The organism is Desulfitobacterium hafniense DCB-2 (genome assembly GCF_000021925.1).
GTDB lineage: Bacteria > Bacillota > Desulfitobacteriia > Desulfitobacteriales > Desulfitobacteriaceae > Desulfitobacterium > Desulfitobacterium hafniense.
The window spans coordinates 4,442,180-4,465,174 of record NC_011830.1 but is presented as its reverse complement, the minus strand read 5'-3'; the positions used below and the strand labels follow the sequence as shown (position 1 = coordinate 4,465,174).

Here is a 22,995-nt window from a genome sequence, read left to right as displayed (position 1 = left end):
CCTACGTGCTATAATAAATGCATAAGCCATGCCTCAAAGGAGGAGTGTGTGTGACAGAGACGATTCGAACCCGTATAGAGAGGGAAGAAGGGGAGCGGCTTTCGCCTTATGCCGCCAAAAGCAGTGCAGCCAGAAGAATGCGGGAAGAGGAAGAATGCCCTATCCGGACCAAATTCCAAAGGGACCGGGATCGTATTTTGCATAGCAAACCCTTCCGGCGGCTTAAGCATAAGACCCAGGTTTATATAGCTCCCAGCGGGGATCATTATCGGACGCGGATGACCCATAGTCTGGAGGTTTCTCAGATTTCCCGCACCATTGGCCGGGGGTTAAGTCTGAACGAAGATTTGATTGAAGCCATTTCCCTCGGTCATGATGTGGGGCATACCCCCTTTGGTCATGTGGGAGAAGAGGCCATTGCCAAGCTGATCGGGCGCTTTGAGCATAACGAACAATCCGTCCGTATCCTCACGGTTCTCACCGGGGAGGGCAGAGGGTTGAATTTAACCCAGGAAGTTCTGGATGGGGTGCTCCATCATACAGGGAAGGGGGTCCCCTATACCCTCGAAGGGCAGATCGTCAAGACCGGGGATCGTATTGCCTACCTTTGCCATGATTATGATGATGCCTTGCGGGCAGAGCTCATTCACCAGGGAGAGCTCCCCGGGAAGGTGGTGTCTACCCTGGGGGATAGTCCCAGCCGTATGATCACTACGATGGTAGTGGATATGATCGAAAGCTCCCAGAAGCAAGACTCTATCCGGCAATCCTCCCAAGTTGCGGAGGCTATGCAGGAGTTCCGGGTGTTTATGTTTGAACGGGTTTATAACAGCGTGATCCTCCGTGAAGAGCGGCGTAAAGGTGAATATGTTGTCCAGGCTTTATTCCATTATTACATGAAAAATCTACAGTTTCTCCCTCAGGAATATCTGGTTTGGGCCGGGGGTGATGCGGTCAAAGCCGTAGTGGACTACATCTCCGGGCTGACTGATAACTACGCTATCGATCTCTTTCAAAAATTCCTTGTTCCCAGATATTAAGAGGTGCATGCCGAAATAATCCAGGGTCTGTCGCCAAAAGACAGACCTTTTTTAGTGCCAGCAAAAAGGAGTGCCGCCCACTACTTGAAAAGTAGTTTGGCGGCACTCTCTTAAATACGAATGTTACTTCAAAATTAAGCTTTCATTGGCCGTTACAGGTGTTGATGTATCCAAACCGCCGAGAATAGCTGCCTTAAGTTCCCCTTCTAAAAGGAATTCCACCGAGTCCACATCCTCAAGGGTGGTTAAGGAATTGACAATGCTATAGAGGACCATCTCTTCTCCTGTGGCCCCGCCCTCAAAATTCTCTCTGAAGGAATGGGACAGATTAAGGGTGGCGACACCGTCTTTAATCTTAACATCCAAAAGCTTGGTATCCTTTGGGAGGGGAGCCACTAAACCTGAAGGAGGATTTGCGAACTCCTTGAACATTCCGGCGATAACTTCTTCGCTTGCTGCTTTGGCCACGTTTATTGTCCGCTCAGTGGGATCAAGACCTGTTGCATCCGACGTAGGGAAATACATCGTAACTTTCACGGTTTCTGCGGGAGCCGGTTCAACCGGGTCGGGATTCTGGGGATCATTTACATTGGGGGGAGGGGGTGGGGGAGTATTCTTCGTGGTGTCATCGGATCCACAGCCTACTAAGCCAAAGGTTAAAAGGAATATGGAAAATGCGATCATCAAACAGCGGAATTTAGTCTTGCACATAGGACCGTCCACCTTTCTGAGTCATTTTTGAAGTTTAGGATCATGGTGCAACCTGACTCATCTATGTATAAAGTTTAAGCATTGATTCCATTTTAGCACGAAAAGCAGAGGAGGAAAAGCAATCTGCCGCGGATAGTGTGAGAAGAAAGAAAAAGTCGAAATAAAGGAGGAAATAGTTAAGGAAGGTAGAATAATATTTATAGACTCTAAATATATCTAGACTATATATTGTACACCAAAAAAGTCTGATTTTAAAGAGAAAGTGAAAAAGAGGATTCTTGAGTTTTTTGGCGAAACAATAAATGTATTATTATCTTGACAATCTGTCAAAAATATGGCATAGGGGTGGCGAATTACAAGCAGTGGACTACAGAATTCCTGAGGAGATCGTTGAAGAAGTCAGATTGCGTTCCGATATCGTGGATACAATTTCCGAATACGTACGGCTTCAACGGAAAGGGAAGAATTACCTGGGCCTCTGTCCGTTTCATGCGGAGAAAACCCCGAGTTTTACGGTGACCCCGGACAAGCAGATTTTTTATTGCTTCGGTTGCCATACGGGCGGTAATGTATTTTCTTTTTTAATGAAAAAGGAAAACTGGAATTTTGTCGAAACGGTGGAGCATTTAGCTCAAAAACACGGTATTGTTCTCCCGGAGAAAGAGCTTTCACCCCGTGAGAAAGAACAACAAACCCGTCGACGTCGTTGGGAAGAGATTCACGATTGGGCAACGGGTTATTTTCATGAGGTCCTGCTGCATAGACCTGAAGGAGAGCCTGGAAGGCAATACTTTCAGCAGCGAGGGATGGACGAGGAGACCATCAAGCAATTTCGTTTAGGTTATGCCCCCGATCGATGGGACGGACTGCTTGAAGCCCTCAGCGCCCGGGGGGTAAGCCCCCAGGAGTTGGCTCAAGCCGGGCTTGCCTTAGAGCGAGACCAGTCGGAGGGAAGGTCCCGTGGCTTTTACGACCGTTTTCGAAAAAGGGTAATATTTGCCATACTCGACTCCCGTCACAAGACCATTGGCTTTGGCGGGCGGGTCTTAGATCATTCTACACCAAAATATCTGAATTCACCAGAGACTGCTTTTTTTAATAAGGGACATCATTTATACGGAATGCACCGAGCTCACCAGGGGATCCGGGAACACGGATTTGCTCTTCTGGCGGAAGGTTACATGGATGTTATCGCCTTACAAAAAGCAGGCTTCAAAAATGCAGTAGCTTCTTTAGGAACGGCCTTAACCCGGGATCAGGCAAAACTGATCCATCGCTACACTGGGCGTGTGGTGGTTGTTTATGATTCGGATCAGGCCGGCACTCAAGCAACCCTTCGGGCGGGTGAGCTATTGCAGGACATGGGTTTTCGGGTAGATATATTAAGGCTGTCCGGGGCTAAGGACCCGGATGAATATCTTAAAACCTTCGGAGTGGAAGAATTTAATAAAGCGTTAGCTCAAGCGGAACCCTATATTCAATTTAAATATCAGGTCCATGTCCAAACGAAACCAACCCTATCAGCTCCGGAGAAAGCAGAATTGGTCCGAGAATTAGCACCGGATATCGTCAAAGTGCAAAGTCCTGTCGAGCGGGAAGGGTATGAGCGGTTTTTGAGTTTGGAGCTGGGTCTGACCTTAGATAGGGTTCAAGAGGAAATTGCAGGATTTGACCGGAAACCTTCGAAAAAGGCCTCTGGAGAGGAATTATTTCGTAACAAACAGGATATTTCTGTAAAAAACAGGGATAATATCAATAGGTGTGCAAATCCGACTCCAAGCGGAGCGTCAGTTCCTGATGGAGTGATTCGAGCTGAGCGAGTTTTGTTGCGTCTTTTGCTTGAACAATTAATTCCTGTCTCAGAATTCAAGGATCAATGGGTCGAGGGATTTTGGAAGGTAGCGTATCATCAGCAGATATTTGATTATATTGAAAAAGCGCGCTGTATCGGCAATGGAGCTTTGTCGGGTATGGAATCGGGCCCTTTGCAAAGCAAAGTAGCCCAGATCATGCTGGAAGACATGGAGCTAGCCAACCCGCAACGACTTTTTCATGATTGCATGAAACAGATTCATTCGATGAGCGAAGAAGAAACTGTGGAAGAGCTTCAGGCTCGAATGGTTGAATTAGAAAAATCCGGCGATTTGACAGGTGCTTTAGCCCTGTTAAAAGAGATAGGAGAGCGGTTGAGAAGTGGCGAAAAGTAAGGTCATGAGCACACAAAAAACAGAAACCAAGAAGGGAGGGGAATCTATGAATGATGACCAATTGAAGGTCGATGCGGTAAAAGAACTGATCCAAAAAGGCAAGAAAAAAGGTTCTTTAACCTACCGGGAGATCATGGATACCCTCCAAGGAATTGAGCTCACAGCCGAACAGATTGATGAAGTGTATGAACAGATTGGCCGGATGGGGATTGATATCATCCCTGAAGCGGGTGAAGTGGAAGCCTTGGAAAAGGTCACGGACGAAATCCCCGATGATGTGGATGACCCTGATGTTGAGGAAGAGGTGGATGTGGATCTTTCCATTCCTGAAGGAGTAGGAATCGATGATCCTGTCCGCATGTACCTTAAAGAGATTGGCCGCGTCCCCCTTCTTACTGCTGAAGAAGAGATTGAACTGGCCAAACGCATGGAACAAGGGGACGAGAGCGCTAAACGCCGTTTGGCTGAAGCCAATTTGCGCCTCGTTGTCAGCATTGCCAAACGTTATGTAGGCCGGGGGATGCTTTTCCTGGATTTGATTCAGGAAGGCAACCTGGGACTGATTAAGGCTGTAGAGAAATTTGATTACGTCAAAGGCTTTAAGTTCTCAACCTATGCCACATGGTGGATTCGCCAAGCCATTACCCGGGCTATTGCCGATCAGGCAAGAACCATTCGGATACCTGTGCATATGGTAGAAACTATCAATAAGCTGATTCGGGTATCACGCCAACTTCTGCAGGAATTAGGACGTGAACCAACCCCAGAAGAGATCGCTGTACAAATGGATATTTCTGTAGAGCGGGTCCGGGAGATTATGAAGATTGCCCAGGAGCCGGTATCCTTGGAGACACCGATTGGGGAAGAAGAAGACTCCCATTTAGGAGATTTCATTCCTGATGAAGATGCCCCGGCCCCTTCGGAGGCAGCTTCCTTTATCCTGTTGAAAGAGCAATTGGAAGAGGTCTTAGAGACCCTGACTCCCCGGGAAGAAAAGGTTCTGCGTTTGCGTTTTGGCCTTGATGATGGCCGTACCCGGACTTTAGAGGAAGTAGGCCAGGAATTCGGCGTAACCCGGGAACGGATTCGCCAGATCGAAGCCAAAGCTCTGCGTAAGCTTCGCCATCCCAGCCGCAGCAAGAAGCTCAAGGATTACCTGGAATAAAAAACTCAAATATTAAGCTTGACTAGCTAATACGAATCTCGTATAATAAACTCTGCGAAGGGCATTCCTCGATAGCTCAATGGTGGAGCAACCGGCTGTTAACCGGTAGGTTGCAGGTTCGAGTCCTGCTCGGGGAGCCATTTTTTTATTGGGCCTATAGCTCAGCGGTAGAGCGGCCGGCTCATAACCGGTTGGTCCTAGGTTCGAATCCTAGTGGGCCCACCATATACGAAACCTGAGGCATGAGGCATGAGCCATGAGGTTCGTATAGAAATCCTGGCCCGTTGGTCAAGCGGCCTAAGACACCGCCCTTTCACGGCGGTAACACGGGTTCGAATCCCGTACGGGTCACCACTTAAGAACGAACGTAGCGAGATGTATGAAGCATCTCGCTATTTTTCTATGAGTGATAACCTCTTGTTGATGAGTGCTAGCCTCTGATGGAAAGGAGTTAACCTATGGCTGTTTCCGTGAATTTAGGACCACGCCTTCAACGTGTGGCTGCATTTGTTCCCGAAGGCTCCCGGCTGGGAGATATCGGAACGGATCATGCCTATTTGCCCATATTCCTCTGGGAGAATCACAAGATTACCAAGGCTGTGGCAGTGGATGTGCACGAGGGACCTTATCGCTCCGCTTGCTCTGCCATCGCAAGCCGGGGCTTGCAACCGGTCATTGATGTCCGGTATGGGGATGGTTTGAAGCCCATTCAGGCGGGGGAAGTGGATGCTCTCACCTTAGCCGGGATGGGCGGAAATACGATGCTGGAGATTTTCGCCGTCCGGCCGGATGTGATGTCTCAGGTTAATGAGCTCATTCTCCAACCTCAGGGGGCTGAGGGAAAAGTACGTCTGACCTTGCTGCAAGGAGGCTGGCGGATGAAGCGAGAAGAGTATGTGGCTGAGGAAGGCCGAATCTACGGCGTGATGCATTTTTCACGCCGGGAAGGATATGCCCTGGCGGAGCTGCAGTGCAAAATGCAGAAGTGGCTCGATCAGGTTGGTGCGGTGTCGGATGATTCACAACTGAGCGAAAGCATCCTCACTCAATGGATCTGGGAATGGGGTCCCCTTGCCTTGGAAGATCCCGGTGAAGAACTAAAAGTGCTGATCCTTGAGCAGATACAAACCTTCCGGAGAACCATCCATGAAATGCAAAAGTCCAGCCAGGAGAAAGTGCAAAAGCGCATTCAGGAGTATACTACGTCCATCAAAGTAGTGGAGGAGTTGGTAAAATGCCTGTTTCCGTCGGTTTAATCGCTCAGATCATTGAAAGGGTTGCCCCCAAAGCCTGGGCTGAGGAATGGGACAATGTGGGGCTCCTGGTAGGGGATTTTGCCGCTCCTGTCGAGCGGATTCTGGTGGCGTTGGATGCCACTCCGGAAGTTCTGCAGGAAGCCCGGGAAAAGGATGTGCAGCTCATCGTAGCTCATCATCCCATCCTGTTCAGAGCCCTGAAAAATCTCCGCTCCGACAACCAAAGCGCAAGACTGCCGATCCAAATGATTCAATCAGGAATTGCCTACTATGCCGCCCATACCAATTTGGATCAATCCCCCCTGTCTTCCAGCTGGAGTCTGGGAAGGGCCTTAGAGTTGGAAAAGATGGAATATCTTAAGCTAACTCATGCGGAAAAACTCGTCAAATTGGTAACCTTTGTTCCTAAAGACCATGCCGAGGCAGTTCGCCAGGCTCTCGTAAACGTTGGAGTCGGGGAAGGCATCACTGGCGGACCTCATGCTTCTGAGTATGCGGAGTGTTTTTTCGCGGTGGCCGGAGCCGGAATGTTCCGCCCTCTGGATAATGCTCATCCTACTATCGGTGAGGTTGGCGAATTGACGCGGGTAGAGGAGATAAGGCTGGAAAGCATTCTGCCGGAGAACCGCATCGACCGTGTAGTGAAAGCCTTGCAGAAAGCACACCCTTATGAGGAGCCGGCCTATGATTTAATCCCTCTCTACAATAGGGGAGCAAGCCGGGGTTATGGTGTCATCGGTTATTTAAAAGTGCCTGAGAGCCTGGGCAGTTTTGCGCGTAAATTATCCGCCGGCTTAAGAAAGCTTGCTCCTGCCTCCTTAGCAGAGGAACCCAAGGTGCGCGCTTCTGGAAATCCGGAACAGATTCTTCGCAAAATAGCCATTGTTAATGGAAGCGGCGGAAGCTTTATCTCCCAAGCCCTCTTCAAAGGAGCCGACCTCTTAATCACCGGCGATGTGGATCATCATGAAGTTCTGGATGCCCTTGAAGCAGGGCTGCCCATCATGGATATGGGGCACTTTTGGGGCGAAGCTCCCATGGTCAAGACCCTGGCAGAGCATTTAAAAGCAGAGAAAGCCCTGGCAGGGGTTGAGGTGATCATCAGTCAAGAGATGAAAAACCCATGGAGGGCACTGAATAGTTAGAGGGTACAGCGGCATTTCTATTATAATAGGAGTGCCTTTTTTACTGTGGAGGGATATTCCAGCAATGATAAATACTGAATATTATGAATATAAATTATTGACACACAAAATCTTTTGATGTAGAATAATGTCATAGGAAAATCGAAATAGTTCTAAATATTATAAAGAAAACTGAAAAAAGATCAGGGCTTTTTAGCAGAGTGATTCGAATCACGGACTTAGATACAAAAATGTGTTAGATTTTAATTACTGAAAATTTCCTCTAATACTAATACATTTGTTTTGAGAATTATACGAAATAGAAATATAAAGGAGGACGACATCATGAGTCGTACAGAATTTTTACGTCAAGAGCGGGACCGCATTTTAAAGCAACTATCGCAAGGTTCGGAGAATAAAGCCAAACTGCTGACATCTCTTATGGATATTGATGCTGAAATGGAGCAATTGCGTCAATCAGGGAAAAACTTCGCTAAAAGTTAGTTGGTTGGTTATTAATCCATTTAAATCTATTTGACCAAAAGGCCGGAATCAAGTAAGATAGTTAAGCAAAGTTAATCAGATGGTCGCGGAAGTAAGAACCGAAAGGTTGCTTCTGAGGAAAGTCCGGGCTCCATAGGGCAAGGTGCTGGGTAACGCCCAGTGGGAGAAATCCTAAGGACAGTGCAACAGAGATATACCGCCAAACAGCGGCCGGTCCGATGACTGACTGAGCGTTTGGTAAGGGTGGAAAGGCGAGGTAAGAGCTCACCGGCAGCCTGGTGACAGGCTGGCCCTGCAAACCCCACTTGGAGCAAGACCGAATAGGGAGACTATAAAACGGCCCGTTTTTGTCTCCGGGTAAGGTCGCTTGAGGCCGTTGGTAACAACGGTCCCAGATAGATGATCATCACCTTCTGAAAGGAAGGAACAGAACCCGGCTTATAGATTGGCTTTGCATAATTATGCATAGGAGTTTTCCTCTATATGGCTCATGTTTAGCATAGCAAGAGGGTTGTCGTACTACGGCAACCCTCTTGCTATTTTTCAGATAGTTATATAAGTTACAAAAGTTACCTTCATAAAATGGCAAATACATCAAGGCTCAAAAAATTGGTTTTGTATAGATCTACACTGCCAGGAGAAAGCTATCTGCAAAATAACTTTCTAGAAGGTGTAGGTGTAGGTATGAAAGCAATAGTTTATGAGGGAATTCGGGATGTTAAAGTTAAGAATGTCGGAGATCCGGGAATACAAAAGCCTGACGACATCATTGTTAAGGTCACATCCACAGCCATATGCGGTTCAGATCTTCATCTTATTCACGGTATGGTCCCCGGTATGCCCGAGGGGTTTGTTCTTGGTCATGAGACCATGGGCATCGTAGAAGAGGTAGGCGGGGATGTGTACAACATTAAAAAAGGAGATCGGGTTATTGTGCCTTTTCCTATTGCCTGCGGGCATTGCTGGTATTGTGAACATGACCTGTGGAGTCAGTGTGATAACGCGAATCCTGAAGCCGAAGTGGGAGCGTATTTTGGCTACAGCAATACTTTTGGCGGTTATGATGGGGGACAGGCGGAGTACCTGCGAGTTCCTTACGCCAATGTGGGGCCCAAAGTGGTTCCGGAGGAATTAACCGACGAACAGGTCCTCTTCTTAACAGATATCCTGCCTACCTCATACTGGGGAGTGGAAATCGGTGGGGTAAAAAAGGACGATACAGTGGTGGTCCTGGGCTGTGGGCCGGTAGGCCTGCTGACCATCAAATGGGCCATTTTCCAGGGGGCCAAACGAGTCATTGCCGTGGATCATATTAGCTACCGGCTGGATCATGCCTATAGATACTATGGGGTGGAGGTCATTAACTTTGAAGATCACGACAACACCGGCGAGTATATTAAGGAGATAACTCACGGAGGTGCGGACGTGGTGATCGACTGTGTAGGTATGGATGGCAAAGCATCCACCCTTGAGAAGATCGAGACCTTGCTTAAGCTCCAAGGGGGCTCCAAATCAGCCATTGAGATTGCCACTCAGGCAGTGCGAAAAGGTGGAACCGTAGCTTTGGTAGGTGTCTATGGGTCAAAGTATAATCTGTTTCCTTTGGGGGATTTTTTCTCCCGAAACATTACCTTGAAGATGGGGCAATGCCCGGCCCATTCCTATGTGGAGCCGATCATGGAATTGATCAAAACAGGCCGGTTTGATGCTACGGATATCATTACTCACCGCCTTTCCTTAGATAAAGGGGAGCATGCCTATGAGGTTTTTGACGAGAAAAAGGATAACTGCATTAAAGTTGTCTTGAAGCCATAGAATTCTTTTGCTTCACCACCTAAAAGTCCATGGGCCGCCATCATAGTATAGGAATAAGATAAGTATTATGGTAAAATGCTGACAGAGGAATCGTTAAAGGTGGTGGCAAAGTGGAGAATGAGCGGCTTATTCTAGAATTGCTGCAAGGCATTAACCAGCAAGTTCAAGATATTGATCAGCGCGTTCAAGGTATTGATCAGCGCGTTCAAGGCATTGAGCAGCGTGTTCAAGGCATTGACCAGCGCTTAAGAAAGGTAGAAGTGTCCATCGATGATATTCGTAAAGACATTAAGATTCTAGCTGAAGGCCAAGTGGCTCATCGTGAACAAAATGAAAGAGAACATGAACAAATTATTCGGCTTATTAATGACAAAACTGTTGTATTAGAAAAAGCAATAGTTCATAACTCTGTGGACATCAGAGAAATCAAGGAAGAACGAGATGAAGTCTTTGAGATTCTCAGCAAGCGCAGGGTCCAATCCGTGAGCTGATGGAGCAAGATGTATTAATATGGATATAAAATTTAAATTGAGATAAAAGGGGACGGACCAAAGCGTGTTTTTGCTTTGAACCGTCCCTTTATTTTTACTCAACCTCGATCTTATCCACATCCACAGCGTGGTCAGCCACCACGATTAGGCCCGCATTGCCTTTCAGGCTGGGGTCATTGACCACGGTATAAGGCTTGCTGTGTTTGCGGGCGATTTTTATATATTTATCACGATATCGATAAGCTAAATCCCCGTTGAGAAGAAGGCGGGAGGCCCGGGGATCTTTAAGTGCTTCTTCGATTTCAGGATAGACATGGCTATCATCTACCTGGTCTTTGGTCAGCAACCTGATGATGCGTTCACGGAATTGACCAAGGTGCTGCATTTTCTCACTGTGTTTGAGCTCGGGCGTTCCGTGCAGGCCGACCATAAGGCGTTGTTCCAGTTCGTTTTGCTTCTCACTCATTGTGATTCCCCCTTGTCAAGGAAACTTCCGTAGTAATAGGCTTTCTATTGAGGAGCCTAATTATCCTTCTATAAGGAAATCTAAATAATGGGTTGAGAAATCTTACGATGCACTTTGGCCAGACGGCTATTGCGAAGATAGAGGAGAAAATCTACCGAGACCATGAGCAGGTTCAGTATATAAAGGTAGATTACCTGATCGTACTGGTAAAAGAGCTTGTGCAGAATGCCGGCGACATAGCCGAAGATCAGGATGATAAGAAAGAAAGGGCTTTTTCCTTCGATAGACCGGGATACATAAGATTTGTGAATGGAGAAAGGCCAGGCGGCTCCAAAACTAAGGAGCATAAGGGCTTCAAAGATACTCACACAGATGCCTCCTAGGTATATAATGTGCAGTTCAGTCTTGTTCTTTACAGAACGTATGCTTAAATTATACACCTGGTTTTGGGAACTGTCTCAGATAGTTAGATTTTCGTAAAATTCCGAAATTTCCCAAAAGTTTGCTTTACTATTGTCAAAGTGAGAAGAATAGGTTTACACTTAAAAAGATAGTGCACACATATTGCATAAAATGAGACAAGAGCATGCAATACTTAAGAGGTGTAAGGAGGAATTTCTATGAAGATCAGCACTACGGCAAAGGCAGGGGCATTAGAATCCAATGATGTACTGGTGACTGTGATGCCCAATGATCAAGGCGGGGTTCAAATTCAATTGGAAACCAAACGAGTCATCTTCAAGCAATTCGGTAAGCAAATCGAGGAAGTTGTGCGGGACAAGGTGGCTGAAATGGGTGTAGATAATGTCATCGTTAAAGTCCAGGACAAAGGTGCCTTGGACTATACCATACGAGCACGTGTTCAGACGGCTTTGGAGAGGGCCCTCGCTTCAGAAATGTGTTGAAGTTTGATAATCGGATTTCGAAACGGTGTTTTATTTTTTGTGTTTTTCTTATGAAAGGAGACGTTTTTAATGATAAAGAGAAGAAGAAGTCTTTTAATACTATCCGGAAACAGTCCAAAAAGCATGCAAGATGCACCTGTGTTTGATCCTGATGTGGTTCTTTTTGATTTGGAGGAAAGAGTCGTTCCCCAAGAAAAAGACAGTGCTCGTCATCTGGTCAAAGAAGCACTCAGTTTCTTGGATTACTCTAAGACAGAAGTCATGGTTCGAATCAATCCGCTGGACACCGAAGACGGGCAAAAGGATATGGATAGTATCTCACGGGTAAAGCCGGGGGCCCTCGTTATCCCTAAAGCCAATCATGAAGTCATCAAACAGGTGGATAGTATACTTACAACCATAGAAAATGAAGAGGGGTTTCCTCAAGGCGGTATTGAGTTGATTCCTGTTCTGGAAACGGCTCTGGGTATAGAGACCATCAACACTTTGATCGAGACTTCTCCACGGGTTACCGGCGTATGGCTGAATGCCGAAGGTCTCATGGACGAGTTCGGCTCGAAGCGTACCAAAGAAGGGGATGAACTTCGCTATGTTCGTGGCCGGGTAGGCATCGCCTGCCGGGCAGCCGGTATCCATGCCATCGACACCTGCTTTGCTGACAGCAATGATAACGAGGGTTTGGAAAAGGATGCCTTAACCGCGAAAAGAATGGGCTTTACAGGAAAACTAGCCTTGGATGGACGTCAGATTGATACCCTGAATGCCATCTTTTAAATAATCGTGTAATCGTGAATTCAGAGGGAAGAATCAGCGAAAGATCTTAATCTTATTAAGAACGATATTAGAGAAGAAGGGATGAAAAAAGCCATGAAGAATATCCTTGGAAGAGAGATACTGGATTACATAGAAGGCTACGGAGAAGTCAGGCCATTCATGGGGGCCTTTGCCAACTATGGTGAACGGGCTAAAGCTTCAGTGACACTGCGCTCGGTTAAACCCGGGGAGAAGAAACTGCTGGCCAATATTGAAGAGGCTTTAGATAAAGTGGGAATCAAAGATGGAATGACATTATCCTTTCATCATCATTTAAGAAATGGGGATTATGTCCTTAATCAGGTGATGGCTTCTGTCGCCAAGCGTGGGGTCAAAGATATTCATGTGGCGGCAACAGGAATTTTCCCCATTCATGAGCCCCTTGTGGAGTATATTAAAAAGGGTATCGTCACCAAAATTTCCGTCAACTATATTTCCCCTGGGCCTGTGGCTAAAGCCATTTCCCAGGGTCTCCTGCAAAAGCCTGCTGTGTTGATGAGCCACGGAGGGCGCCCCCGGGCGATTGAAAGTGGGGACCTCCATATTGATGTGGCCTTTATTGCCGCTCCTACAGCCGACGCTTATGGTAATCTCAACGGAGTGGGCGGCCCTACCGCCTGTGGCACCTTATCCTATGCAGTGGCCGATGCCTTCTTCGCAGATAAAGTTGTGGCAGTAACCGATCATTTAGCCCCTTATCCCGCCTGTCCCATTGAGATTACCCAAGACTTTGTCGATTATGTGGTTCAGGTGGATTCCATCGGTGATGCCAATGGAATTGTCTCGGGAACTCTTACTGTGACCAAAGACCCTGTGGGTCTGCGGATTGCCAAAATGGCCGCCCAACTCATCAATGAAGCAGGGTATATCCAAAATGAAATGTCCTTCCAAACCGGAGCCGGCGGAACATCCTTAGCTGTAGCTGCTGAAGTACGGCAATTCATGAAGGAAAAGAAGGTGGTCGGGTCTTTTGCTGCCGGTGGGATTACAGGCTATATTGTAGATATGCTCAATGAAGGGTTGTTTCGAAACCTTTTTGATGTGCAATGCTTTGATTTGCAAGCCGTGGCATCCTACCGGGAAAACCCACGGCATCAGGCCATGTCCGGTTCTCTCTATGGAAACCCTCATGATAAAGGAGCTATTGTCAATAACCTGGATGTCATGATCTTAGGAGCTACGGAGATCGACACGGACTTTAATGTCAACGTGGTCACTGGTTCCGATGGGATCATCATGGGAGCTTCTGGGGGCCATAACGACACCGCAGCCGGCGCTAAGATCGCCATTATCGTGACCAACCTGACCAAAGGGCGGCTGCCGGTGGTTAAGGATAGAGTCACCACAGTGACCACTCCCGGAGAAACCATCGACGTTTTAGTGACTGAACGCGGTATTGCCATCAATCCCCGCCGCACCGATCTCCTGGAAAAGCTTAAAGACAGCGAACTGCCCATCATGGCCATTGAGGAACTCAAAAAACTATCCGAAAATCTGACTGGGGTTCCCGAAACCATAGAGTTCACCGATCGGGTGGTGGCTGTGGTGGAGTACCGGGATGGAACCGTCATTGATGTGGTAAGGCAACCCAAGGATTAAAGGAGAAAAAATCAACAACTCTGGATGGAAATGCAAGTTGCAACATGCCGGTGAATAGGATATCATTATCTTAATGAAAACTGAATACGTACTCCAAACTCCCGAGATTTACCTAAAAGAGAGAAAAAACGGTATAAGGGGCGTGTGCATTATGAAATTTCAAGACCTGGGACGAAGCGCGCGTATTGAACTGGCGAAGATGGCGAAGCAGTTGGGGATGAAGTATATCGGCTATAACCCCACAGCTCAGCAAGTCTCGCTGGAGTACAAAGGTAAAGGAGTTACTTATCATGTGGATGAGCTGGTAGCAGCCTACCAACAATCCAATCAGCCGACTTAAGAGGTTATATTGAGCTAAAATTAAATAATGACACAAAAAAGGGACTGCAAAAGTCCCTTTTTCGTGCAAATCAAAAGGCGCATACGCTATCCAGCTCTTTTTCGCAATTTAGCCATGAGCAAGCATGGGCTGTTGCATTAAGTAAGCTGATTTGCGCTTGCGCCTCAAATGCATATTGATGGGCGTGCGTTGAACACTGCAGGTGGTGGAGAAGGTAACAGGGAGTGGACGATAGGAATCTCCCTCATCCAGAGCACGTGCTTCCTCAAAGGCACGGTACTCCTGCCAATGGGCATAGAAATCCTCCTTGCTGACAGGGCATACCTCCCCTCCTGTCAGCTGAAAAAGATAACGATTGTTATCAGGGTCTTGGACATAACAGATGATAAGATTACCGTGGAAATACAATAGAAATCCCACCTTCCTCTTAGTTTTAGTTAGCCTCTGACCAATATCCTTTACTTGGTTTTAATATTAGTTTAACAAACTATTGATAAAATGAAAAGTAAGATATCCGACAAAATGAGCTCTTGCATCACCTCTGCCTCGGGTAAGGCTGGGCTTTTAAGTATAAAAACCTCAGATAAACCAATTAAAAATCGATTATTGACGAACGATTCTTTTAAAAATCCCCTGTGTTACTCCGAAAAAGAATCTTCCTTTTCCGATGACACAGGGGTAGATGGCAAAAATATGGACAAAGCGTTAGGCCTTGATTTGCTTTTCATAGAAGAATGAGGAGATCAGCTTAAAGCCCAGATGGTTCATGCCAAAGAGATGTTCCGTGCTTCCGGTAAAGAGAATGCCTCCCGGGTTCAAGGAGTTGGCGAATTTACGATAGAGCATGTCTTTGGCCTCCTCGGTGAAGTAAATGACCACATTGCGGCAGGCCAGCAGATCGAAACCTGAATCAAAGCGGTCGGTGAGAAGATTTTGCCGTTGGAAGGTGACAGCCCGTTTGACCTGATCCTTGATTTGGTACCCACCATCTACAGGAGTAAAGTACTTCTTAATGATCTCCGGACCAGTGCTGGCGAAATCAGCTTCCTTATAAATCCCCTTTTTCGCTTGTTCCAGAACATTGACATCAATATCCGTAGCCAGGATACTGAAACGGGCCTGGGGGAAATATTCCATTAAAGTGATGGCCATGGTATAGGGCTCCTGTCCGCTTGAACACCCCGCACTCCAGATCTTTAAGGGAGTTTTCTTTTCAAGCAGCTTGGGAAGAATCACTTCTCTTAAAGTTTTCCATTGGTTGGTATCCCGGAAGAACTGAGTGACATTAATGGTTAAATGTTTGAAAAAGGCATCGAACAACACCTTATCCTGCTCCAATGCCTTGATGAAGTCTGGGAAGGCTTTATAATTATGTGAAGCCATAAAGCTTCGGATACGCCGCTCCATTTGATTTTGCTTATAAAAATTAAGATCGAGCCCGCTTTTCGGATGGAAAGCTTTGATAAACCACTCATAAGTATTGGTATCTAAATTCGCCAAGAAAGCACCTCTTTTCATCTTTTTCGCTTTTTTATTGCTAACTTTAAGCATAAAGAAGGAATTTGGCCTGGTCAAGATGAAATCATCCAAATAGGTCAATGATCAGTCCGCGAATCTCATCGATTTGGCTGAGGATCTCTAAAGGCTTGGCCTGGGTATCCAGTACTTTTTGCCCAAGCTCCTCAAGAGCTTTATCAATATCGTTGATTCGTGAGAGCACCTTAGGCCGTCCTTGAAAATCCCAGAAGGATTCTTCAGAGACCCGACGGCTTTGCCCGAAGGTGGAGCGTAAAAAGGACTTGACCATATCTTTGAAATCGGACAAATCCCGCAGTGAGAAACTTTCAGCCAGCTGCTGGCCCTTCTTTTCCAAACGGGTCAAAAATTCCTGAAGTTCCTGCCCCTGCAGTTTCCGGGTCTGACTCATAATCTGATTGAAATCAAGCTCCCCCTTTTGGGATGAGGAATTGGTGCGGGTCAGGGACTCGGGCTGTTGAGCTCCGTTAATTCGTAGTGGCATTGGTATTCCCCCTGTAAAAGACTTGAAAGGACGCTGTACATGCAAACACGACGGATTTTTTTGAAAATGCTATTTGGTCTGGGAGCCTTCACTTTACCGTGGATCGGCTTTGACAACAAGTTAAAAGCGGCGATTGAGCCTTTAATGAAGCAACCCAAGGTCAAGCTCTACGTGGTCCCGCCGGAAGCCCAAACGATTTATGAGTATTTCCAATCGGCAAGCCTCAACAGAACAGCTATGGATGATATTCTGGCTCTGAGCTCTCCGGAAATGGAAGGGAGACGAACCGGTCAGGCGGGAGAGGGAAGAGCTTCCCAGTATCTGTCCCGGGAGCTGAGCATGCTGGGACTCAAGCCCATGGGGGATAATGATAAGAGTTATGCCCATGCCTTTACAATTCATGAAGTCAAAGAAACTTTTGTAGGTAACCGCTTAACCTTTACTGTAGGTAACCCTGACCATCTTCGGGCCCCCAGCCTGAATATTCTCGGCGGCCTTAAGGGTGACACGGAGGAGATTATCCTGGTTTCAGCCCATTATGATCATCTGGGGATCTTTGAAGGGCAGCTGTACCCGGGGGCAAATGACAACGCTTCCGGAGTAGGCTGTGTCCTTGATGTGATTAGGCGGCTGGTTCGGGAGAATACGGTTCCCAAGAAGACTCTGGTCTTTGCCTTTTGGAGTGGGGAAGAGATGGGCTTTTTGGGCTCGAAAGCCTTTGTCAGGAATCCCAGTTTCCCCCTAGACAGAATAAAGGCCGTTATCAACGTAGATACCATCGGTAACGGCATGATTGGCAATTTTGGCCTTTGGGCGGACGATAAGGCCGGGATAGCAGTTGAGGCTGTGCAAAAGGCTGCCGCTGAAGTGAGCGCCAGCGCTATGGTGGTTTCCGGCAATGGTCATAACAGCGACCAGCTTACCTTTGCTAAAGCGGGCATCCCGGCGGTAACCCTTCTGTCCCGGGAATGGCTGGAAAATAACCACACCACTCAGGATACGATGGGGATAGTTAAACGGGAGCAGGTTAAGCTGGCTACGGAAATTGTTTATGGAGCGGTCAGGAACCTCGCTTTTTAGAGGGGCCGGGATTTTGTTTTGCACCATTCGCTAAGTTAACGGAGTGCGGAAGTTCCTGAAGTCGGATCGGCTTCCAGGGACTGTCCGGGCTCCGTTAAGTCATATTTGGAGCGGAGGATAACCAGGTCAACCCGGCGGTTTCTTGCTCGTCCGGCCTCAGTGTCGTTGGAAGTAAGGGGACGGTATTCTCCATAACCGGTAGCGGAGAGCTGTTCAGCGGGGATGATCTCCTGCATGATGTGTACCACATTGGTGGCCCGCAGGACGGAAAGCTCCCAGTTGCTGGGGAACCGGTTGGTGTTAATGGGGAGATTATCCGTATGCCCTTCCACTTTAATGTAGTTCGGCGCTGAAGCAAGAACATTGTTGATTTTATCGAGGATTTCCCGGGCCTTGGGGGTGATGACTGCAGCTCCGCTCTCGAAGAGGAGGGTATCCTGAATGCTGATGACCAGTCCCCGTTCTTCAATAGAGGAGACCAGCTTGGTTTCGATGCCATTATCTGCAGCAAATTTATCCAGCTTTTGCTTGATGGTTTCAATCGTCATATTCTCCATATCGGCACCGGTGCCGTCACCATTTCCTTCGCCATCCTCAGGCGCTTTTCCTTCTTGCGGTTTGTTAGTGGGATAAGTTTCAATCAAGCTCGGTCCCGAAGGTGAGGCACCGATTTCCACCCGGGTGCCTCCCCCTAAAGCGACGCTGAGGGACTCCGCTATGGATTGGAATTTCTCCGCATCCACCTTGCTCATGGAGTACATCACGACAAAGAAAATCATGAGCAGGGTGATCAGGTCCGAATAGGTCAGAAGCCAACGCTCGGAATTGTCTTTTTCTGGTTCTTCAATTCGTTTTCTAGCCATGTGTTCACCTTAATTCTATACTATGTTTATTTGGTGGAAAGAGTATCGTTCACTTTACTCGTTCCGTGAGTTTGCCGGCTCCATGATATTGCCAAGATGAGTTTTTAATTTCTCTTTAAGGATGGAGGGGTTTTCCCCGGCTTGAATGGATAGAATCCCATCCATAATCATTTCCATGGAGGCGACTTCAATTTTATCTTTTTGCTTAAGTTTCGTGGCGATGGGCAGATAGAGAAGATTAGCAAAAGCCACACCATACAAGGTAGCCAAAAAGGCTCCGGCGATGGATTTAGAAAGGGAGTCCGGGTCCGTGAGATTGCCCAAGACGTGGACCAGTCCCATGACCGTACCGATAATCCCTAAGGTGGGGCTATAACCCCCTGCGGCTTCGAAGACGGAAATGCCGACTTTATGGCGTTTCTCCATCACGGCAATATTGGATTCAAGGATCTCCCGGGTGATATCCGGATCCGTACCGTCAATGACCAGCTGCATTCCCTGACGTGTAAAACGATCTTCAACTTCTTCCAGCTCTTGTTCAAGACTGAGCAGACCTTCCCGGCGAGCTTTCTCCGCAAAGCGAATGAGGGTCTCGTATGCTTCCAGTGTACCATAACTTTTATCAGTAAAAGCAATCTTCAGCCAGGTGGATAATTTTTTCATCTCCTTTAAAGGAAAGCTGGCAAAGACTGCTCCGAAGGTGCCGCCAAAAACAATAATGGCGGGGGGAAGCAGAAACAAAGAGCTCACATGCCCCCCTTCGAGGATAAACCCGAGAATCAATGCTCCAAAACCGATAATAATTCCTAATAATGTTGAAATATCCATTATGCTTGGCCGGTAAACCGGCTACCCCCTTTATTAAGATTTTTTGTTAGATTAGAAATGTCGCTTATTGAGGAAAAAAGACATCATAAAGTATATCGGCTGAAAAGGCATAAAACTTTATAGGTCTAAAGGCCCATAATGAAACTTGTGCGGGAGGGGGAAGGCCGCCTCGACAGTTTTTCCATTATGTGCTAGAATTTCAATAAAGGAGGGAGAACTATGGAGGGCGAAGTTAAAGAAAGCTCGGTAGTGGAGCAATACACAACCAAAAGTTTTACCTATGCTGATTATCTGACCTGGCCGGAGGATGACCCTGTGGAACTCATTGAGGGCATACCGTATGCCCTGAGTGCGCCAACGAGGATTCACCAAGAAATCGCCGGTGAGATTTTTCGCCAGATTGCCAATTATTTGGTAGACAAGCCCTGCAAGGTCTATGTAGCCCCCTTTGATGTAAGACTGGCCGATGCTAAAGCCAAAGCCGATACTATAACGAATGTGGTGCAACCGGATATAGCCATCATATGTGACAAGGAAACGCTGGACGATAAGGGATGTCTGGGCAGCCCCGACTTAATTATGGAAGTGGTCTCCCCTTCCAGCGCTGCCAAGGATTATATAAAAAAGCTCAACCTCTACGAAAAATACGACCTCCGGGAATACTGGATCATTCATCCTGTAGATAAGATAGTGATGGTTTATCAGCTGGAACAAACAGGGAGGTTTTCCAGATCCACGATTTATTCTTTTGAGGAAACCATTCCTGTGGGGATTTTCGACGATCTGACGATTTCTTTGGCCAAGATAAGCCAGGAGCTGACTGCAGAGCAATATACCCTTTAATGAAAAACGCCCTGGTCTCACTTTTATAGTTAGATCAGGGCGTTTCTTGGGGTGAAACTAAATTCGAAACCGGTTTCGAATTTGGTACATCCTTAGCTTGCATTTCACGATGCTGTTCTATCGGATATGCTCCAAATTACCAACCGGTTGGTAATTTGGAGCATATCCGATTTATGGTCGGGAGTCACCTGATAAAGGGAATACAAAATTATTTCCACAAAGAGATGGTTGTGATATCTGGAGAAAAACAGAGCAATCCTAATATTTGTTGACTTAATCATGTTAAATAACCCCTCATCTTCTTAAAGAGAATGCCGATAATAAAGATAAGATAGTGTGTACGGGAGTGGATTCAATATGAAAATAGATGGAACATCAATGTCCTCGATCGGCAGCATCCAGGCAACCAACCGAGTGGCATCCATCACCCCAAAAGCTGCAATACCCGGTCAGGAACAGGATGGGATTAAAGTCTCCGGCAGGGGACAGATCTATCAAAGCCTCTTGCAGAAAGTCAGAGAGATTCCTGAAGTTCGTGAAGAAAGGATTCGTGAAATTATAGAGCAGATCAATAAAGGTGAGTTCAAGATCGATGCCCAAGTCATTGCCGGTAAGCTGCTCGATCAGGAATGAGCGAACGATCAGAAGGAGGTTCTACGGTGCCTGAGATTAAGCAATTAAATGAAAATTTACAGCAACAAGCGGCTCTCTACCAAGAACTCAAACAATATGCCCAAAAGAAGCAACAGGCACTGCTCAGAAACGATCTTCAAGAAATTGAAGCCACGACTATCCGGGAAGAGCAGCTTCTTCTCGAAGCCACCCGTTTGGAAAAGGAGCGGCTTCTCTGGACTGAGCGGGCAGCCCGGTACCTGGGGAAAGCACCTGAAACCATTACCTTAAAAGAATTAGCTGAGCGTTTTCCGGAGTTAACCGATGTGAGGGCTGAACTGGAAAACGTAGTGATGAATTTAAAAGAAGTCAATGAACTCAATAACCAGCTTCTTAAGCAGGCCATGAAAGTGACGAACTTAACCGTTAGTATTATGACCGCACAACCCAACGGCAGCACCTATAACCGCCCTGGGGAAAAAGAAAATGAATCCAAAACGGTTCGTTTTCTCGATCGAAGTATTTAGAGGAGGATTCGTATGCGCTCCACATTTTCCGGCTTAGAGTTAGCCAGACGGGCCTTGGAATCCCAGCAGATTGCTTTGGATACCACAGGGCACAATATTGCCAACGCCAACACCATAGGTTATACACGCCAAGTGGTTAATTTGCAGGCGACATCACCCGATAGCATCCCCGGCATGGGGCATTACTTAAGCATCGGTACAGGGGTCACCGTTCAGAGCATCGAGCGGGCCCGGGATATTTTTATCGATCGGCAATTCCGCTGGGAGAATTCCAAACAAGAGTACTGGGCAACCCGTGAAAATACCCTGGCGCAGATCGAAGGGCTCCTCAATGAACCTTCGGATAACAGCTTGAGTAATGATTTGACCCAATTTTGGAGTGCCTGGAGTGTGCTGGCCAATAATCCGGAAAATTTAGGCGCCCGTTCCGTCATTTTGGAGAGAGCGGCCACTCTCGCCGATACTCTCCATCATATCGATCAGCAGATTACTGAGGCACAAAAGAGCCTCGACTCCAGCGTGCGGGTTCAGATCGACCAGATTAATAGCTATGCCAACCAGATCCAGGAGCTGAATTTTCAGATTAAGAAGGTGCAAATCACCGGAGACAATCCCAATGACCTGTTGGATAAACGGGATGCCCTGATCGATGACCTTTCCAAGCTGGTCAATGTCCGGGTCGTGGAAAGCCGGGATCCTAACTTTACAGATCGGGAAGTCAATATCTTTAAATTGTACATCGGCAATGAAAAAGCCACCAACCAGATCCTGGTCGATGATACCAAGGCTTATCAGCTGGCGACACCCGAGACAACCGACGCAGACGGGTTACCCTTTGCCGAAGTGAAATGGGCTGCGGGGCATCCTCAAGCCGGTGCTTCCGTGGACTTGGGTGAAGGTCAAGGAGAGCTTCAGTCCAGCATCCTGATGCGGGGTTCCGGATTCGAGTATTCTGCAGGTGATACCAAAGCCACTGCTCATCTGGCCTATCTGCGGGATCAGTTTAATCAATTGGCCAGAGGTATCGCCGAAGCGTTGAATGCCATTCATAGGACAGGGATAGATAAGGAAGGCAATTTCGGGGAAGATTTCTTTACCTCTGCCGATGGAAACCCGATTAGCGCCGGTAATATTAAAGTGAATCAAGATCTCATCGATGACCCATGGAAAATTGCTACCGGAAAAGATAACTTCGGCGATGGAGAAATCGCCAAAGCTCTTAGTTCTCTTGCTACAGGATGGACAGGGCTTACCGATTTATACCTGAAGAACCCTGCAGGAAATACTGTTCTTATCGATCCGGCCACTGGAGCGATAACCACGGATACGGCCGCCGGGCGGCCTATGGCTTGGGCAACGAGTGCGGATACTCCATTGAAGTACCCTGTAGGACACCCTCTAGAAGGAGACCCTATTCTTATCGATCCTGCCACCGGGACCATAACCACGGATACGGCCATCGGGAAACCTGTTGTCCTGGCTCAGACTCCGCCTTTATCGGCATCTTCCATCGGTGATTATTATGGGGCAGCTCTCGCCGAACTGGGGGTCGATGCCCAGCAAGCCACCCGGATGAAGGAAAGTCAGGCCGTCCTTGTCACCCATATGTATAATCAGCGGCAATCCGTGGTCGGAGTAAACATGGATGAAGAAATTACGAACCTGATCAAATTCCAGAAGAGTTATACTGCGGCAGCGCGGATCGTGACCATGCTGGACAGTATGCTGGATACTATCGTCAATGGCATGGGTGTTACCCGTTAGAACAATGGAAGGATGGTGAACC

General features: G+C 47.3%; 25 protein-coding genes, 3 tRNA genes and 1 other RNA gene. 21 read left to right on the top strand and 8 right to left on the bottom strand.

The genetic code is table 11. The features are described from left to right. The first annotated feature begins 17 nt into the window (after positions 1 to 17). On the top strand, positions 18 to 1,040 hold the full coding sequence (locus DHAF_RS21055) for a deoxyguanosinetriphosphate triphosphohydrolase (RefSeq protein ID WP_018305771.1): 1,023 nt from the start codon (positions 18 to 20) through the stop codon (positions 1,038 to 1,040). Positions 1,041 to 1,163: 123 nt separating this feature from the next. On the opposite strand, the gene DHAF_RS21050 is transcribed toward DHAF_RS21055, so the two are convergent. Continuing rightward, complete coding sequence (locus DHAF_RS21050) at positions 1,164 to 1,751, bottom strand: GerMN domain-containing protein (protein ID WP_015945112.1); 588 nt, start codon at positions 1,749 to 1,751, stop codon at positions 1,164 to 1,166. A 302-nt stretch (positions 1,752 to 2,053) separates the two neighbouring features. Between DHAF_RS21050 and dnaG the strand changes: the two genes are divergently transcribed. The 11 genes from dnaG (at position 2,054) to DHAF_RS21005 (ending at position 10,313) form a co-directional block, all read left to right on the top strand. Further along, entirely contained in the window at positions 2,054 to 3,958 is a 1,905-nt protein-coding gene (gene dnaG, locus DHAF_RS21045; RefSeq protein ID WP_041272015.1) for a DNA primase, read from the top strand. Further along, positions 3,945 to 5,123 carry an RNA polymerase sigma factor RpoD gene (gene rpoD, locus DHAF_RS21040; RefSeq protein ID WP_005816337.1) on the top strand — a complete coding sequence of 393 codons (1,179 nt, stop codon included), beginning with the start codon at positions 3,945 to 3,947 and terminating at the stop codon, positions 5,121 to 5,123. The genes dnaG and rpoD overlap by 14 nt, the downstream gene beginning before the upstream one ends. A gap of 65 nt (positions 5,124 to 5,188) precedes the next feature. Then, positions 5,189 to 5,263, top strand: a tRNA-Asn gene (locus DHAF_RS21035). Between the two features lie 10 nt (positions 5,264 to 5,273). Next, positions 5,274 to 5,348 (top strand) — tRNA-Ile (locus DHAF_RS21030). Between the two features lie 53 nt (positions 5,349 to 5,401). Then, positions 5,402 to 5,477 (top strand) — tRNA-Glu (locus DHAF_RS21025). A gap of 104 nt (positions 5,478 to 5,581) precedes the next feature. Continuing rightward, entirely contained in the window at positions 5,582 to 6,379 is a 798-nt protein-coding gene (locus tag DHAF_RS21020) for a tRNA (adenine(22)-N(1))-methyltransferase (protein ID WP_005816335.1), read from the top strand. Further along, positions 6,358 to 7,524: a Nif3-like dinuclear metal center hexameric protein gene (locus tag DHAF_RS21015; RefSeq protein ID WP_015945109.1), complete on the top strand. Its 1,167-nt coding sequence runs from the start codon at positions 6,358 to 6,360 to the stop codon at positions 7,522 to 7,524. Before DHAF_RS21020 ends, DHAF_RS21015 begins: the two co-directional genes overlap by 22 nt. A 324-nt stretch (positions 7,525 to 7,848) precedes the next feature. Then, positions 7,849 to 8,007, top strand: coding sequence for a hypothetical protein (locus DHAF_RS26200; protein ID WP_015945108.1), 159 nt, complete (start codon positions 7,849 to 7,851; stop codon positions 8,005 to 8,007). Positions 8,008 to 8,074: 67 nt separating this feature from the next. Further along, positions 8,075 to 8,464, top strand: an RNA gene (gene rnpB / locus DHAF_RS24830) — RNase P RNA component class A. Positions 8,465 to 8,691: 227 nt separating this feature from the next. Further along, a complete protein-coding gene (locus tag DHAF_RS21010) occupies positions 8,692 to 9,822 on the top strand; it encodes a zinc-dependent alcohol dehydrogenase (RefSeq protein ID WP_015945107.1) in 1,131 nt (376 codons plus the stop codon). Between the two features lie 110 nt (positions 9,823 to 9,932). Next, positions 9,933 to 10,313, top strand: coding sequence for a hypothetical protein (locus DHAF_RS21005; RefSeq protein WP_015945106.1), 381 nt, complete (start codon positions 9,933 to 9,935; stop codon positions 10,311 to 10,313). A gap of 94 nt (positions 10,314 to 10,407) precedes the next feature. On the opposite strand, the gene DHAF_RS21000 is transcribed toward DHAF_RS21005, so the two are convergent. Together DHAF_RS21000 and DHAF_RS20995 are read right to left on the bottom strand one after the other, a co-directional pair. Next, complete coding sequence (locus tag DHAF_RS21000) at positions 10,408 to 10,779, bottom strand: YueI family protein (protein ID WP_005816327.1); 372 nt, start codon at positions 10,777 to 10,779, stop codon at positions 10,408 to 10,410. 80 nt (positions 10,780 to 10,859) lie between these two features. Beyond that, on the bottom strand, positions 10,860 to 11,147 hold the full coding sequence (locus DHAF_RS20995; protein WP_005816325.1) for a hypothetical protein: 288 nt from the start codon (positions 11,145 to 11,147) through the stop codon (positions 10,860 to 10,862). A 252-nt stretch (positions 11,148 to 11,399) separates the two neighbouring features. On the opposite strand from DHAF_RS20995, the gene citD reads away from it, so the two are divergent. From citD to DHAF_RS20975, 4 genes are all read left to right on the top strand, one after another. After that, a complete protein-coding gene (citD, locus tag DHAF_RS20990) occupies positions 11,400 to 11,684 on the top strand; it encodes a citrate lyase acyl carrier protein (protein ID WP_005816323.1) in 285 nt (94 codons plus the stop codon). 69 nt (positions 11,685 to 11,753) lie between these two features. Then, positions 11,754 to 12,458 (top strand): HpcH/HpaI aldolase/citrate lyase family protein, encoded by a 705-nt coding sequence (locus DHAF_RS20985; RefSeq protein WP_011460807.1) that lies wholly within the window; start codon positions 11,754 to 11,756, stop codon positions 12,456 to 12,458. A 93-nt stretch (positions 12,459 to 12,551) separates the two neighbouring features. Then, a complete protein-coding gene (citF, locus tag DHAF_RS20980; protein ID WP_035214682.1) occupies positions 12,552 to 14,096 on the top strand; it encodes a citrate lyase subunit alpha in 1,545 nt (514 codons plus the stop codon). 151 nt (positions 14,097 to 14,247) lie between these two features. Then, the gene (locus DHAF_RS20975) at positions 14,248 to 14,436 is read left to right on the top strand and encodes a Rossmann-fold NAD(P)-binding domain-containing protein (protein WP_026198779.1); all 189 of its coding nucleotides are present in this window, start codon (positions 14,248 to 14,250) and stop codon (positions 14,434 to 14,436) included. A 108-nt stretch (positions 14,437 to 14,544) separates the two neighbouring features. Here the strand turns inward: DHAF_RS20975 and DHAF_RS20970 are convergent, their stop codons facing one another. The 3 genes from DHAF_RS20970 to DHAF_RS20960 all read right to left on the bottom strand — a co-directional run bounded on the left by DHAF_RS20970 (position 14,545) and on the right by DHAF_RS20960 (position 16,456). Beyond that, complete coding sequence (locus tag DHAF_RS20970; RefSeq protein WP_015945105.1) at positions 14,545 to 14,844, bottom strand: hypothetical protein; 300 nt, start codon at positions 14,842 to 14,844, stop codon at positions 14,545 to 14,547. A gap of 297 nt (positions 14,845 to 15,141) precedes the next feature. Beyond that, the gene (locus DHAF_RS20965; protein WP_015945104.1) at positions 15,142 to 15,936 is read right to left on the bottom strand and encodes a CheR family methyltransferase; all 795 of its coding nucleotides are present in this window, start codon (positions 15,934 to 15,936) and stop codon (positions 15,142 to 15,144) included. 82 nt (positions 15,937 to 16,018) lie between these two features. Next, the gene (locus DHAF_RS20960) at positions 16,019 to 16,456 is read right to left on the bottom strand and encodes a YaaR family protein (protein ID WP_005816309.1); all 438 of its coding nucleotides are present in this window, start codon (positions 16,454 to 16,456) and stop codon (positions 16,019 to 16,021) included. Between the two features lie 39 nt (positions 16,457 to 16,495). Here DHAF_RS20960 and DHAF_RS20955 point away from each other — a divergent pair, with 39 nt between their 5' ends. Beyond that, positions 16,496 to 17,536, top strand: coding sequence for a M28 family metallopeptidase (locus DHAF_RS20955; protein WP_015945103.1), 1,041 nt, complete (start codon positions 16,496 to 16,498; stop codon positions 17,534 to 17,536). Positions 17,537 to 17,571: 35 nt separating this feature from the next. Here the strand turns inward: DHAF_RS20955 and DHAF_RS20950 are convergent, their stop codons facing one another. Next, positions 17,572 to 18,399, bottom strand: coding sequence for a flagellar motor protein MotB (locus DHAF_RS20950; RefSeq protein WP_015945102.1), 828 nt, complete (start codon positions 18,397 to 18,399; stop codon positions 17,572 to 17,574). A 54-nt stretch (positions 18,400 to 18,453) separates the two neighbouring features. Continuing rightward, a complete protein-coding gene (locus tag DHAF_RS20945) occupies positions 18,454 to 19,227 on the bottom strand; it encodes a flagellar motor protein (RefSeq protein ID WP_015945101.1) in 774 nt (257 codons plus the stop codon). A gap of 219 nt (positions 19,228 to 19,446) precedes the next feature. On the opposite strand from DHAF_RS20945, the gene DHAF_RS20940 reads away from it, so the two are divergent. From DHAF_RS20940 to flgK, 4 genes are all read left to right on the top strand, one after another. Continuing rightward, a complete protein-coding gene (locus tag DHAF_RS20940; protein WP_015945100.1) occupies positions 19,447 to 20,070 on the top strand; it encodes a Uma2 family endonuclease in 624 nt (207 codons plus the stop codon). Positions 20,071 to 20,427: 357 nt separating this feature from the next. After that, complete coding sequence (gene flgM / locus DHAF_RS20935) at positions 20,428 to 20,703, top strand: flagellar biosynthesis anti-sigma factor FlgM (RefSeq protein WP_005816303.1); 276 nt, start codon at positions 20,428 to 20,430, stop codon at positions 20,701 to 20,703. A 26-nt stretch (positions 20,704 to 20,729) separates the two neighbouring features. Continuing rightward, positions 20,730 to 21,209, top strand: coding sequence for a flagellar protein FlgN (locus DHAF_RS20930; RefSeq protein WP_011460798.1), 480 nt, complete (start codon positions 20,730 to 20,732; stop codon positions 21,207 to 21,209). A 12-nt stretch (positions 21,210 to 21,221) separates the two neighbouring features. Beyond that, positions 21,222 to 22,973, top strand: coding sequence for a flagellar hook-associated protein FlgK (gene flgK / locus DHAF_RS20925; RefSeq protein WP_015945099.1), 1,752 nt, complete (start codon positions 21,222 to 21,224; stop codon positions 22,971 to 22,973). The last annotated feature ends 22 nt before the right edge of the window (positions 22,974 to 22,995 follow it).